Origin of the sequence: Bacillus sp. 3255 (assembly GCF_031456485.1) — a bacterium.
Classification (GTDB): Bacteria; Bacillota; Bacilli; order Paenibacillales; family NBRC-103111; genus Paenibacillus_E.
The window spans coordinates 37,054-51,457 of the sequence record NZ_JAVDUS010000013.1; the positions used below are offsets into that span (position 1 = coordinate 37,054).

Here is a 14,404-nt window from a genome sequence, read left to right on the forward strand (position 1 = left end):
TGAGCCGGAAAGGTACAGAACGCCATGCAGGAAGCAGTCGCTCCCCGCAAGGCGTTCATCCGGGCATTACTTAAGTCTGTCGTAAGCGGTTTGTGTAATTTTCATCAATTCATCGACGCCCAGCTTCTTGGCCTCGGCCACATATTGATCCCATTCGCTCATGCTGCGTTGGCCGAGAATGAATTTCGTAATTTGTTCATTGCGGTGTTTGTCCACAGCCGCTTGGAGCAGGGAGACATTCGACAGTTCGCTTTCAATGTACTGAGGTCTCACGCGATAAACGCTATCGTGCTTGCGAGCCAATTCGTAGGCATTCCGCTGCTCCGGTGTGGCGGGAATGAGATGGGCGTCATAATCGAACCAAGTATAGGCGCCGTTCGTTGCCAGCCCTGTTTTTTTGCGGACATCGGTCACATCCAAATATTCAGGACGCAATTTCTTTTGCCCGTTCTCCGTGGTGTACACTTCGTCGCCCTTGCCCCAGCTCAGAATTTGCTTGCCCTCTTCGCTGTAGAACCAGTCGAAGGCTTTCAGGGCTTCCTTCACATTCTTCGATTTGGAGGAGAAGGTCATCCCTGTTTCGAGAATGTGCGTATACGGGTTCACCTTAAAGCCGGGCACTCCTTCCGGAGGTGTCATGAAGGCGAGGTTAAAGCTCGGATTCGTCTTCTTCATCGGGATATTAAATAAGTCCAACCGTCCGATGTAATCGAGGATCATGAACGTTTGATCGTTCGATACGGCATTCTGCCATTGCTGCACGTTGAATGTGAGCCAATCCGGCGGAATCAAGCCTTCTTTCTGCATGCGCTGGAAGAATTCGATCATCGATTTGTACTCGTTCTCGATAGGGCCGTAACGCACCTTGCCTGTTTTCTCATCCTGGAATAAGCCGTTCGTCGTACCGAACTGTGCGGAAGTAAAGTTCAGGATGCCGAGATTCGCTCCGCTTCGGAACGAGAAAGGGTAGCTGTTCGGGTACAGCTCCTTCAGTTTTTTGCCGACCGTAATGAGCTCTTCATAGTTCGTTGGGGGATTCAGTCCGTGCTTCTTGAAAATATCTTCCCTGTACATCCAGATAATCCGGTTCGTTTCGCCGAATCCTTCGTTCGGAAGCATATACATTTTACCGTCTGCGGCCAAAGAAGCTTTCGCAATTTCCGGGAATTTCTTTAACCAAGCGGTTAAATTCGGCATGACGTCTTTATAGTCGAGAATGTTAACGAGAACGCCTTGCTGGCCGAATTTATCGGCGTCCGCGCGAGGGTTGAAGAAGGTAATGTCCGGCATATTGCCTGAAGCGACATTCAGATTAATCGTGTCCTTGAGCTCGCCCGAAGGCAGCTGGACATTGAAAGTGGCGCCTGTCTTCTCTTCAATCCACTTCCAGACCACCCAGTCCTTGTTATAAGGCCAATTCGGATGACTCTCCAAAAGCATGGTAAACGTATGTTTCGTCTTCTCCGCAGGGGCGGGATTCGCTGAGCCTGCAGCGTCTGGCGACGCCGCCGGGGGGGTCGTTCCTGAGCAAGCGACTAATAATGAAGTGCAAATTGCGAGCGTTCCAAGTGACATACTCCATTTCTTCATCATGCTTGAATCTCTCCTCTTTGTTATTATTCATTTCCCCTAGACTTGGATGCTCAGTTGCTATGTATAGCTACGACTTGACCGCCCCAATCATCACGCCTTTCACGAAATACTTCTGCAGGAACGGGTAGGCCAAGAGGATGGGAACCGTGGAAACCATAATGGTCGCGAATTTCAGAGGCTCTTCCAGGACGACGTTCGCATCGCCGATCGCCGTGGTATCCGCTTGGTTCATCTGGCCGGCAAGCACGATGTTGCGCAGGATGACCTGCAGAGGGAAGAGCTCCTGATCCCGCAAATAAAGCAGAGGCAGCAAGAAGTTATTCCATAAGCCTACGGCGTAGAACAAGCCGATGGTTGCGAATACCGCTTGCGATAATGGAAGAACGATCCGGAAGAAAACGCCGATATCGCTCAATCCGTCCATTTGACCGGATTCCTCCAGCTCCGCCGGAATCGCGGAGAAGAATGTACGCATGATAAGCAAGTTCCAGGTGCCCACTGCGCCAGGCAGCACCATGCCCCATATCGTGTCCATCACGCCAAGCTCTTTGACCACTAGAAAGGTCGGAATCATCCCGCCGCTGAAAAATAGGGTGAAAATGATCATCAGAGTGAATCCGCGCCCGAATATCATGTGCCGTTTGGCCAGGGCATAAGCGCCGAGCGAAGTGATGACCAGAGAAATCGCCGTACCAACTACGACGTAAACGATCGTGTTCCAGTAGGCGGTTCCGATGCGCGGATCTTTCAATACTACTTTATACATGTCGAGGGTAAATCCTTTCGGATACCAGCTAATATCGCCCTTGAGCACATGAATGTTGCTGCTGAGGGAAACGGCGGCCATGTAGATGAACGGATACAGGGTCATCACAACGACGCCTAGAAGGATGATGACGTTGATGACGGAGAACAACGATATTTTCGAAAGCTTCATTATGGAATATCCTCCTTAGCCTGCAAGGTCTACCAGAGACTTGTTTCGGAGAAGCGTTTGCTCAGCGCATTCGTGGTGTAGATGAAGAGGAAGCAGACGACGCCGGTGAACATGTCGATCGCAGCTGCGTAGCTGAAGTTGCCGCTGACAAGTCCCGTACGGTAGACGTAAGTGCTTAAGATGTCGGCCGTGGAATAAGTCGCCGGGTTATAGAGAAGGAACACTTTCTCGAAACCGATCTCCAGCACGCGTCCGACATTCAGGATGAATAGGATAATGATGGTCGTGGAGATTCCTGGCAGCGTGACATTCCACAGCTTGCGGAAGCGGCTCGCGCCGTCCATATCGGCGGCTTCATAGAGGGAAGGATCGATCGAAGAGAGCGCAGCCAAGTAAATGATCGCTTCCCAGCCGATATGCTGCCATATTTCCGAGCTTACATAGATGAATCGGAAGAGCTCCGGCTTCACCATGAAGTGGATCGGTTCCAAGCCGAAAGATTGAATCAATTGATTAACGAAGCCTTGCGAAGGTGAGAGGAACATGACGACCATACCGGCCACAACGACGTTGGAGATGAAATGCGGTAAATAACTGACCGTTTGCACGAAACGTTTGAATAGCATATGTTTTAACTCATTCAGCAGGAGAGCCAATACGATGGGAGCGGGGAATCCGAAAATGAGCTTGTTCACCCCGAGTAAAAATGTGTTTCGCAGCAGCACCCAGAAATCGGGACTGTTAAAAAACATGTTGTAATACTTCAGGCCAACCCAATTGCTGCTCCATATCCCCTTGTACAAGTTATAGTCTTTGAAGGAGATGACGATACCGAACATGGGTAAATACTTAAATAGCACATAGTACAGCAAACAAGGCAAGAACATGAGCAATAAATATTTGCTTCTTGCGATCTTCCTCCATAGGAGCCTTCGACTGGACACGGCCGGTAAGGGAAGATCCGACTTGGCTCCGGCTGCGTCTAACTTATTCATTGGCATATACCCCTCACTTTCCTATTCGCGGTATGTTGGAGCTGTCACTGGCCTTGCCGAACAGAGCATCTTGGCTGCTGTTGCCGCTGCTTGGAAAAAGCATAACACCGTTAACGCGGGATGTAATCCGTGACATTTCCGAATTGTCCCCACTTTCTAAGAATTCCGTAAATATGTTAAGTTTTCGTGAAAGAATGAAATTGCAAAGTGGCAGGTTTGTCCGTATTATTTAAGTAAGACTTCTGCTATCCGCGACGGATGGAGGAAACGATCGTTCAGCGCATCTAAACCGGAGGTGGGTAGGATACGATTAATAACGCGATTTCAATCCAGAACTTCTTCCTTGCTCATTCGTTTGCTGGTAGGGTTTCTTACGGTCATTGTGCTTCTTATGTCGTTTAACTACTTGTCCTTTACGTTTTTTCAAAACAATATTCGCAATGAAATCATCCGTTATAACGCGCAAAATATTCGCTTTACCTCCGAGCGGTATGAGGAACATTTTCAATTGGTGCAAAAGCAGATGTACGCACTATATTTCCATGATGATGTGAACCGGCTTCAGAAAGCTAGCGGGAACGCTCGATTCGAGCTGCTGGATCGGGTGAAACAAGAAATCGTTAAGGTTGTGGGGAATCCCCTCATCTACGTGGACAACGCGATCATCGTTTTCAAAGAGGGTTCATTGACGCTCAGCAGGAACGGAACGAACGACAGGGTGGCGATGTTCGAGAAGTTTTATGCCAGCCGGGATTACCCGGATGCCTTTTGGCAGAAGCAGTTCAATGAAACGTACGCGTCCAAGCTGTTCCCCATGTCGATGTTCTACGAGCATGCTTTCCATCAATCCGGGGATGCGACGTTCATGGGCCGCTTCATCCCGTATATTGTCAAGCACTGGCAGAACGATGACTTCTACCTCGTGGCCATGCTGGATGCCGACAAGCTGTTCGACGCGTTCCACCGGTCGGTCAACTCCAATTTCGTTATTCTGGACAAACAAGGCGAGTTGTTGTTCGCTACAGGCGGAGCGGCAGCCCGCACGAATCTCCCGAATCTGCCTGCCGGCAAAACGTATTTCCTGCACGACAATACCTATTACTTCTATCAGACCGGAGCGAATAGCGGTTTCACCTATTTAAATATCATTCCAGGGGCTAGTATATCGGAGCAGGTATCCAAGCTTAATTTGACGTTGATCGTTCTGCTGGTGTTAGCCTTGATCGTAAGCATCGTCGTTTCTGTATTATTCAGCGTACGCTTTAACCGCCCTGTGAAGCGGCTTGTCACTTCGCTTCAGATGCCGGGCGGAGAGGATCTGCGGTTCAAAAGCAATATCCGCGAATTCGAGCTGATCGGTCAGAAGCTGGACGATATGCTCCAAGCGAACGCCCGGATCCAATCGGATCTCGCGCAGAAAAATATTCAGCTCATGTCCTATGATTACTTGAATAAGCTGAAGAAGATCTACAGCGGATCGCGGGGAAGCGTCGACATCGTTTCCACACAGGAATATCGATTCGTCGTCTATGAAGTGACCTACAAGGACAGGTTCTGGGAGGAAATGAGAGAAGAGCCCGGACCTTTAACGTACAGCATTTATACATATATCAATCATAGCTTGCTGCAAGTATTCCCCGCATCGTTAACGATTCAGGTGGAGAGCCTCCAGATGCTGTCGGTCATTAACGAAATCGACGATGAGCGATTCGAAGCTTATCTGTCGGAGCTGCTGAAGGTCGTCGCTCATGACGCCGATTTCTATTTCCTGACGATTGCCCTATCACCGGCCTATCCGCAGTCTTTCGATTTCACGGTAGCTTATGAACAGACGGTTAAGCTGTTGAAGGAGCGCAAGCTTAACGAGGATACCCAAATCGTTCGTGAGCCGAACGGCCGCCCGGCGATGCATCGGCTTACGGCAGCACAGGAACAGCAGTTCGACTCCAATCTGGCTGCAGGCAACACGCAGGAGCTGCTGCATCTGCTTGACCGTCAGCTGGCCATTATGGAACGCAAGTGCGAAACCTTGCTGCAGTATCAAGAATTTCTGGTCGATATCGTTCAGAAGGTGCGGAAGTCGTTCCATACGCTGCGCTTAGACGAACGGGCGCTGCAGCCAATTATCTCCGGGCTCAATACAGGGCAAAGCTTTTACTCGGGGAAGCATTACCGCAAATTTTTCAGCCAGCTGCTTGTTGCCGCTTGCGAGGAAATTAGAAGGAATCAGAAGAACGGCGACCCTGTCATCGACTTTGTTTTTGACTACGTATCCAACAACTATACTCAAGATATAAGTTTGGACATTTTGGCCGAACATCTGCATATCACCGGCGGATACTTATCCACGTATTTCAAAGAGAAAACAGGGGAAAACTTCATTGATTACGTGAATGGAGTTCGAGTCGGCATAGCCCAGCAGCTGCTGCTGGAAACGGATTTGCGCATTCAGGATGTCGCTTCCCGTGCAGGCTATCAGAATATTAATTCGTTCAACCGGATGTTCAAGAAATTCACAGGCGTGTCGCCCAGGGAATTCCGGAAGGAGAAGCGGACGGAAGAGGAAGAGTAGGAGCAGCAGCTGCTCTTTTTTTATTGCGATCTGCCGAATAATGGAATAGAAGCGCCTCCGGCATCACATGATAAGTCTAGCCGTTCATCAAGAAATCATGAGACGCAAGGGGGAGCTTATATGAAATTAACGACGGAGCAGCGGATTACCCTCCACGGGTTTAATAACTTGACCAAATCGTTAAGTTTTAATATGTACGACATTTGCTTTACGAAGACGAAGGAAGAGCGCGAAGCGTATATTGCCTACATCGACCAGCAGTACAATGCTGAGCGGTTGACGGCTATCTTGAAATCCGTAGCCGATATCATCGGTGCGCATGTTCTTAATATCGCCAAGCAGGACTATGAGCCTCAGGGATCGAGTGTGACGATGCTGGTCTCGGAAGGGCCGATCGAGAAGGCGCCTAACGAATCGTTCGAGGAATCGCCCGGACCTCTCCCGGAGGCCGTCGTCATGCATCTGAACACCAGCCACATTACGGTGCATACGTATCCCGAATATCATCCGGATGAAGGCATCAGCACCTTCAGGGCTGACATCGACGTCTCCACCTGCGGGGAAATATCTCCGCTGAAGGCGCTCAATTACCTCATCCACTCCTTCGATAACGACATTCTGACGATGGATTATAGGGTTAGGGGCTTCACCCGCGACATTAATGGTCATAAGCTGTTCATCGATCACGAAATCAGTTCGATCCAGAACTATATCCCCAGCGATATCCAAGACTTGTATCAGATGATCGATGTGAACGTCTATCAGGAAAACATTTTCCACACCAAATGCAAGCTGCGTGAGTTTGATCTCAACAATTATTTGTTCGGCTATACGAAAGATTCGCTGAGCAAAGAGGAGCAGCTGGAGATCGAGAAGAGCGTGAAGTGGGAGATGGATGAGATTTTTTACGGGAAAAATATGGTGTTTACTTGAATATGTACGGTCGCATCGGACGGTGTAACACAGCTAGGGCCTCCAGGAAATCATTCCTGGGGCTTTTTGGCATTTCAAGACAAATACCCGGATTGACAAACGGTCGAAGGCAGCGTATGATAAGTTTCAGATTTAGTAAATTAGTAATTTAGTAAATTAGTAAATGAAAAAACTGAAGTGGAGTGTGCCCACCAATGAAAATTCCAACATCTTTGAAACATAAACCCGTTATCGTTTCTGAAAATTACGAGCAGGTTGACGGCAGATATGCCAACAACACGGATGCTCAAGGCTTATCGTTAGGACTCGCCCAATGGAACGACCGGGGCAAGGTTGATATTTCAGCCAAAGTATGGAGATACACCGGGGAGAAGTGGTCGAGGCAATCCGAGGAGCTGCCCATGCATCGTGTGCTGGACCTGGCTATTCTGATATGCAGAAGCAACCTGTACTTCCAGGACGCCTATCGCTTCCCCAAAATGTACGATCCCGAGAATACGATGATTGACCGTATCGGTCTGCAAGGGGATGCGATGACGGTATCCGTCTGTGCCGACAATCCCATGATCGACCAAGATATTCAGTTATTCGCTCAAGCTCTTGGCGACGACGGCGAAATGATCGGCGAAAGGCTTCGCGTCTTATCCAGCCTGCTGAAAGAGATGGGTTATTGAAATGAGAGCTAGAAAGGAACATTGTTATGGAAAAACTTGAAGATTATACGCTGTCTCCCGGCAGGCTATTTACCCCTAGCGAACGAGAGCTGATTTGGAGCAAACCCTCCTCCCATAAAGTCAGTGAAGAAGAACGCCGAATATGCCGGGAAATCAAGCGGAATTGGCAGCGCGGCGAAATGAAAATCGCCAATATTTTGCTTGAGGGCGATGCCGGGACCGGCAAAACGCAGCTGGCCAAAGCATTGTCGGCGGAGCTCGGGCTGCCGTATACGAAAGTGACCTGTTTCGCCGATATGGATAAATCGGATATTATCGGCTCCATTTTGCCGGTCATTCCGCCGGAGACATCCGACTCGCAGGAGCATGGTGAGCAAAGCGCAGCGTCCAAGCATGAGAAGGATGCGGTCGAATACCGCTTTTATCCTTCCGAGATTGTCCGCGCTTATCAAAATGGCTACCTGCTGGAAATTCAAGAACCGACCGTTATTCGGGACGCCGCGGTATTAATGGCTCTGAACTCGGCATTAGAGCTGGATGGGAGCATCAATCTGCCGACCGGGATCATTCGCAGACATCCGGATTTCGTTGCCGTTATAACAACCAACCGCAGTTATGCAGGAACGAGACCGCTGAATGAAGCGCTGCGCGACAGAGTTCAGCATACGGAGAAGATGGACCTGCCCGCGAAAGCAACGATGGTTGAAAGGGCTAAGGCGAAGACAGGCTTCCAAGACGATAAAGTGTTGGATGTTCTCGCCGATACGATCATTATTTTGGACCAAACGGCCCGGGCTCATGCAATCAAGGGCGTGGCCGGCATGCGCTCCTACTTTTATTGGGGGGATGCCGTGGCCGGCGGCGCTTCAGTCAAGCAATCTCTGTATCATAAAGTCATTTATAAAATTACAACCGACGAAGAAGAAATCAAGATACTGGAAGAAGCCTTGCAGCGGCATGGCTTGCTTGCCGGATTGGACGAAGTGGAGTCCGATCTTCAAAAAAAAAACGGATTTTGGATACCGCAGAAATGAAGTCGTGGGGTGAGCTGGACAGCTTCGAATTGGAGCCGGACACGCAAGCGGAGGCTGAGGGCATAGCCCTGAAGAGAACGGCGGATAGCGAAGCCAATGCTTCTCAGGCTGCCGACGACTCGACGAGAATGGAAAGCTCAGACAAAGGGGAACACGGAGCCTCCAAATATCATCAAGCCAATCCCGAAGCTATGACGGAGATTGAGCAGCAGCAAGAGCGCAATTTCCGCCAGAAATTGAATCGTGACGCCCGTGAGATCGTATCCGACTCGATTCATAAGGGGGTCAAACTCATTGTGCATCGCCCCTCCTACAGCGGGTCCGATGAGCAGGAATATAAGCGTGTTAGCAGAGAGCTAATGCCTGTCGTCCGAGAAATTGCTCGAAAAACTTTACCGCTGCTGGAGCATGAACATGCACCTGAATTTGCCAGAAACCAACTGTATGGCAGCAAGTTTCAAGCGGACAGCGTCGCGTATCATGATTTCAGATACTTCGCCAAGAAACGGCCGCCGACGGAGTCTCCGTCGCTTGTCGTTGGCTTAAGAGTTGATGAGTCCGCCTCCATGGCTGCCTTCGGGCGTCTGGACGCGGCCAAGCGTGCAGTGCTGGCCGTTTATGAGTTTTGTCGAATGTGCGATATTCCTATACTCATTCACGGAGATACGGCGGACGTATCCAAGCTGGAGATGATGTCGATTTATGCTTACGCCGATTATGAACAGACCGATCCGCGTGATCGTTTCAGGCTGATGGGCATTCGCGCCAGAAGCAACAACCGTGACGGGATGGCGCTTCGCATTATGGCCGATCGGCTGGTGAGGGCGCAGCAGACGACGAAGCTGTTGATCAGCATCAGTGACGGGCAGCCCAAAGCGATGGAGGATTACTCCGGCATAGTGGCCATGCAAGACATGCAGATGACCATCGCGGAATACGCGCGGAAGGGAATTACTTTTGCCGCCGCCGCGATCGGCCAGGACAAAGAGGTCATTAGTCACATCTATGGGCACGAGAGATTCATGGATATTACGAATTTGCAAGAGCTGCCTGCGAAATTGGTTCGCATGATCGCCAGATATTTGTAAGGCAGTGCGGATGTATAGAAAGGAAAGGAGAACGACAACGTGGACAAAAGCAGACGAAAGGAATTGCAGGAGCAATTCAAAGAAATTAAGACTTATATGGGCGTCATTCAAATTAAGAATCAAGTTAACGGCAAAATATTTATCGATAGCCATTCGAATTTGAAAAATAAATGGATGACTATACAGATGCAATTAGACATGGGGAGATTCGCCAATCTTCAATTGCAGAAAGACTGGACCGAATTGGGCGGCGACTCTTTCACCTATGAAGTGCTGGAACAGAAGGAAACGGACCAAGTGACGGATATGCGCTGGGAGCTCAAGCTCATGGAGAAGCCGTGGCTGGAGAAATTGCAGCCCTATGGAGACTGCGGTTACAACAAGCTGCCGGTCAAAAAGTAGACGTAAAATCCCATATATTTACCAATACAAATATTAGAAAGCATCCTTGCGGATGCTTTTTTTCATTTTTTTCAACATGAATTAGACGTTAACCTAGCAACTCTGACTGTATACATAGTATTGCGACAAATTTAGTTCAATTTGGCCACCGACAAAGTGACAAGTTTATAGCAAGGATTTGTGTACAATCATTTAAAATATGATCTAATTCTTTCCGAGTGGAATAATTAGCGTCTTCTCTGCTTACTAATTACAAGATGTCCCAAATTCATGTGTTAAAGAGGTGTAAACATGCGTAGTCCATTAAGACATTACATTTTGACGTTCCTGCTATGTGTAACGCTTCTCGCCACGATGGGTTTCGATTATGTAACCCGGAAGAACACTTACAATCCTGAGACAACTTCGAATTCCAAAGCAGCTGCCGAGTCTGACCATCCGTTGATAATGACTAGCGCCCCGATAGATCCCCAGGATCAAGCGAACACGCCTTCCGCGATTGCCGCGGACGCTGTGAACATATCATCTCCTACAAGTCCGAATGTGGAGAGCCCCATCGTTGAACCGGCCGCCCCGGAAGTTCAGCAGGCGAAATATGAAGTAACAGCCTACTATCTCAACGTACGCGCGGAAGCGAACAACACATCGCAAATATTGGGCGTTGTAACGAAGGGCAGTACGCTGGAAGTCGTTGGCCCGACAGACCAAGGCTGGCTCGAACTGAAGAGCGGGGGCTATGTCCACGGCGGTTATGCAGCGTTGATCGGCGCAGAAGACGTCAAGCCATCCCCCCAGCTGCAAACGGTCCAAAGCGCTGAACGCACCCTTGTCGTACAAGCTGCGCCTCCTGAGAAGAATAGCCAACCGGCCGAGCCTAGCAAACCGACCTCCAAGGTCAAGTCGGCATCCGGGCTGACGGAAGAGCATATTGCGAAAATCATTGAAAATACCGCCTTGGAAGGCCAAGGTTTAGAGAAGCCGATACTGGAAATCGAGGAAATGTACGGAATTAATTCCTACTTCACGATAGCGGTGATGAAGCTGGAAAGCGGACATGGCAAAAGCCAGCTGGCCAGAACCAAAAACAATTTATTCGGACTTAACGCTGTGGACAGCGATGCCTATAATAAAGCGATCAGCTTCAAAACAAAAGGGGACAGTGTAAAGAAATTCGGTGAAATCATCTCCGCGTTTTATTTTGACAAAGGATTGACAAGCGTTGAGAAAGTAGCCGGAAAATACTGCCAAGCCAACTCCAAATGGCCGTCGCTGGTGAAAAGCATTATGAACAGCGATTATGATAAGATTGCCTAAGTGGATGCTTTACTGAGAGTATCTCGGAACTTATGTGGAATTGTCAAACGACCAATCTAACAGTAGAATTGAAATGAAACCGGACCATGAAACGCCGATTTCAACGAATAGATTACATATGATCCCAAATGGAGATTGGTAGAGGTGGTGCTCAATGACAACGCAAAGCAACCCCAACCGATTAGCCGCTGAGAAATCGCCGTATTTGCTGCAGCACGCACACAACCCCGTTGATTGGTATCCTTGGTCCCAAGAGGCCTTCGCAAAAGCAAAGCAAGAAAACAAGCCTGTTTTCTTATCGATTGGCTACTCGACCTGTCATTGGTGTCACGTCATGGCACATGAATCGTTTGAAGATCCGATTATAGCCGAGATGCTGAACCGGGATTTCATTTCCATCAAAGTCGATCGCGAGGAGCGCCCCGATGTCGATCACATCTATATGGCGGTTTGCCAAGCGATGACGGGACAAGGCGGCTGGCCGCTGACGGTGTTCATGACACCGGAGAAGAAATCGTTCTTCGCCGGGACGTACTTTCCGCGCAGCCGTAAGTACAACCGGGCCGGCATGGTCGAGCTCATCGCCCAATTCGCGGCCAAGTGGAAGGAAGACGCCGAGCGGATCCGCGAGATCGGCGAACAAGTGATGCAAGAGACGACGCATAGGCTGCTGAGCAGCCGCACGGGCGGCGAATTGAATGAGGAGACGCTGCATGAAGCATTCCGTCAGTACGAGCATTCCTTCGATTCAGCCAACGGAGGCTTCGGAACTTCTCCCAAATTTCCGGCTGCGCACCAATTATCGTTCCTGCTCAGATACTATCAGAGAACGGGGAACGAGCGTGCGCTCGAAATGGTCGAGAAGACGCTGGACGCCATGCATCGCGGCGGCATGTACGATCACATCGGATTCGGTTTCGCGCGGTATTCCGTGGACGAGAGATGGCTCGTACCCCATTTCGAGAAAATGCTGTACGATAACGCCCTGCTCCTGATGACGTATACGGAAGCGCATCAAGTAACGGGCAAAGCGAAATACGCAGAAGTTGCGCATCAAATCATCACATATGTGCTGCGGGAGATGACGGATGGGGCAGGAGCTTTCTATTCCGCGGAAGACGCCGATTCGGAGGGCGTGGAAGGGAAATTCTACGTATGGACGCCGGATGAAGTGGAGGATGTGCTCGGCATCGACGAGAGCGATCTCTTCTGCGAGCTGTTCGATATTACGGATGAAGGCAACTTCGAGGGGCACAGCATCCCGAATCTGCTTCAGACGACGCTAGAATCGTTCGCCAGACGGAAGCGGATTCCGCCGGACGAGCTGACGGCGCGCATGGAGGCGGCGCGCACCAAGCTGTTCGAACACCGCGAGCGGCGCGTTCGTCCGGGCAAGGACGACAAAATTCTGACCGCATGGAACGGTCTGATGATCGCCGCGCTGTCCAAGGCCGCACGTGCCTTGGACGAGCCGGGCTATGCGGAGGCAGCCGCCAAAGCCGCGGATTTCCTGCTTCGCGAGCTGCGCCGCGAAGACGGGCGTTTGCTGGCCCGCTACCGGGACGGCGAAGCGGCCTTCCTTGGCTACGTGGACGATTACGCGTTCCTCGTCTGGGGCTTGCTCGAGCTGTACGAGACGACGTTCGAGCTGCGCTATCTTCGTGAAGCACTCCAGCTGAACGCCGACATGCTTCGTCTCTTCGGAGACGAAGAGGGGGGCGGGCTGTTCTTCTACGGCAGCGATGCCGAGCAGCTGCCCGCCCGCCCCAAAGAGATCTACGACGGCGCGATGCCGTCGGGCAACGGAGCAGCCGCGCTGAACTTGCTGCGGCTGGCGAGACTGAGCTACGACGCGAAGCTGTCGCAGGCTGCGGACCGGCAGCTCCAGGCGTTCGCCGGAGCGGTGCGGAACCATCCGCCGGGCCATGCGCTGACGCTGGCCGCGCTTGATTTCGCTTATGGCGAAGCCAGCGAAATCGTCATCGCCGGCGACCCGGCGAAGCCGGATACGCAGCGCATGCTGCGCGCCGTACAGCGGCAATATGTGCCGAATGCGCTGCTGATTCTTCACCCTCCGGGGGCCGCGGGTGAGGAGGTGTGCAGGCTGATACCGCTCGCCGGAGACAAGCTGCCGCTCGGCGGCCGGGCAACCGCGTACGTCTGCCGGAACTTCGCCTGCCATTCGCCGACACAAGATATCGAAGAGCTTGAAAATCTTTCACGCGAAGACTGATAATAATTATCATTATTGGTTACAATAGGTGTAGAGGAAAAAGAGGCCCCTGAGGGCCTCTTCCAACGACTAAACTTTAGGTTCGAACGTTTTGCAGTCGGTTTCTTCGGAATTGCGCGCTTGATTGCTGCCGTGGTGACTCACGACATAAATCGAAGACGCATTGCATTTGTTGCCGTTTGCCCAATATTTACAGGAATTTACTTCGCATAGTACATCCTTTGCCATGTTACCCTCACCTCCTTTACCTCATAGGGTGGGGTAATTTGGCATGTTTTTATACATGGCAACGATGTAAATTCGAAAAAAAAGCGGAAGCTCCGATACTCACCAATCCTCCTGTATGCCTCATATACTTGAGTAGGGTTAGCTACGACAAGCTACGACAAGAAGGTGAAGGCATGGCGGAGAAGAATGAGCTGCAGCAGTGCGTCCGCTGCAAATTCGTTACGGAGAAAGAGGATCGCTACTGCATCAAATGCGGAGCCCCGCTCAAAAACCGGTGCACCCGGGAGAAGACGCTGCTTCACAAGGGCTGCTCCAAGGTGAATAAGCCGGATGCCAAGTTTTGCGCGGATTGCGGTACCGCAACGATATTTAACGAGTGGGGACTGCTGTGAGCAGTCCCT

The 14,404-nt window shown here is 50.6% G+C and carries 13 protein-coding genes; 9 read left to right on the forward strand and 4 right to left on the reverse strand.

What is annotated here, in order from left to right; translation table 11 throughout:
* Window positions 1-66 precede the first annotated feature (66 nt).
* The 3 genes from J2X61_RS19675 to J2X61_RS19685 form a co-directional block, all read right to left on the reverse strand.
* Window positions 67-1,593 (reverse strand): extracellular solute-binding protein, encoded by a 1,527-nt coding sequence (locus J2X61_RS19675; protein WP_274468211.1) that lies wholly within the window; start codon window positions 1,591-1,593, stop codon window positions 67-69.
* 67 nt (window positions 1,594-1,660) lie between these two features.
* The gene (locus J2X61_RS19680) at window positions 1,661-2,530 is read right to left on the reverse strand and encodes a carbohydrate ABC transporter permease (protein ID WP_274468212.1); all 870 of its coding nucleotides are present in this window, start codon (window positions 2,528-2,530) and stop codon (window positions 1,661-1,663) included.
* Between the two features lie 29 nt (window positions 2,531-2,559).
* Window positions 2,560-3,525 (reverse strand): ABC transporter permease, encoded by a 966-nt coding sequence (locus tag J2X61_RS19685; protein ID WP_396135469.1) that lies wholly within the window; start codon window positions 3,523-3,525, stop codon window positions 2,560-2,562.
* A gap of 343 nt (window positions 3,526-3,868) precedes the next feature.
* Here J2X61_RS19685 and J2X61_RS19690 point away from each other — a divergent pair, with 343 nt between their 5' ends.
* From J2X61_RS19690 to J2X61_RS19725, 8 genes are all read left to right on the forward strand, one after another.
* Entirely contained in the window at window positions 3,869-6,097 is a 2,229-nt protein-coding gene (locus tag J2X61_RS19690; RefSeq protein WP_310189952.1) for a helix-turn-helix domain-containing protein, read from the forward strand.
* A 120-nt stretch (window positions 6,098-6,217) separates the two neighbouring features.
* Window positions 6,218-7,030 (forward strand): adenosylmethionine decarboxylase, encoded by an 813-nt coding sequence (gene speD, locus J2X61_RS19695; RefSeq protein WP_274468215.1) that lies wholly within the window; start codon window positions 6,218-6,220, stop codon window positions 7,028-7,030.
* 194 nt (window positions 7,031-7,224) lie between these two features.
* Complete coding sequence (locus J2X61_RS19700) at window positions 7,225-7,704, forward strand: DUF6530 family protein (protein WP_274468217.1); 480 nt, start codon at window positions 7,225-7,227, stop codon at window positions 7,702-7,704.
* A gap of 26 nt (window positions 7,705-7,730) precedes the next feature.
* Window positions 7,731-8,738 carry an AAA family ATPase gene (locus tag J2X61_RS19705; RefSeq protein ID WP_310189954.1) on the forward strand — a complete coding sequence of 336 codons (1,008 nt, stop codon included), beginning with the start codon at window positions 7,731-7,733 and terminating at the stop codon, window positions 8,736-8,738.
* On the forward strand, window positions 8,735-9,826 hold the full coding sequence (locus J2X61_RS19710) for a vWA domain-containing protein (RefSeq protein WP_274468219.1): 1,092 nt from the start codon (window positions 8,735-8,737) through the stop codon (window positions 9,824-9,826). Before J2X61_RS19705 ends, J2X61_RS19710 begins: the two co-directional genes overlap by 4 nt.
* A gap of 39 nt (window positions 9,827-9,865) precedes the next feature.
* Window positions 9,866-10,228, forward strand: a complete 363-nt coding sequence (locus J2X61_RS19715; protein WP_310189955.1) for a GIY-YIG nuclease family protein — start codon at window positions 9,866-9,868, stop codon at window positions 10,226-10,228.
* A gap of 291 nt (window positions 10,229-10,519) precedes the next feature.
* Window positions 10,520-11,542, forward strand: a complete 1,023-nt coding sequence (locus J2X61_RS19720; protein WP_310189957.1) for a glucosaminidase domain-containing protein — start codon at window positions 10,520-10,522, stop codon at window positions 11,540-11,542.
* Window positions 11,543-11,696: 154 nt separating this feature from the next.
* Window positions 11,697-13,775: a thioredoxin domain-containing protein gene (locus J2X61_RS19725; RefSeq protein ID WP_310189958.1), complete on the forward strand. Its 2,079-nt coding sequence runs from the start codon at window positions 11,697-11,699 to the stop codon at window positions 13,773-13,775.
* 69 nt (window positions 13,776-13,844) lie between these two features.
* On the opposite strand, the gene J2X61_RS19730 is transcribed toward J2X61_RS19725, so the two are convergent.
* Window positions 13,845-14,003 carry a DUF1540 domain-containing protein gene (locus J2X61_RS19730; protein WP_145655172.1) on the reverse strand — a complete coding sequence of 53 codons (159 nt, stop codon included), beginning with the start codon at window positions 14,001-14,003 and terminating at the stop codon, window positions 13,845-13,847.
* A 173-nt stretch (window positions 14,004-14,176) separates the two neighbouring features.
* Here J2X61_RS19730 and J2X61_RS19735 point away from each other — a divergent pair, with 173 nt between their 5' ends.
* Window positions 14,177-14,395, forward strand: a complete 219-nt coding sequence (locus J2X61_RS19735; RefSeq protein ID WP_274468223.1) for a double zinc ribbon domain-containing protein — start codon at window positions 14,177-14,179, stop codon at window positions 14,393-14,395.
* Window positions 14,396-14,404 lie beyond the last annotated feature (9 nt).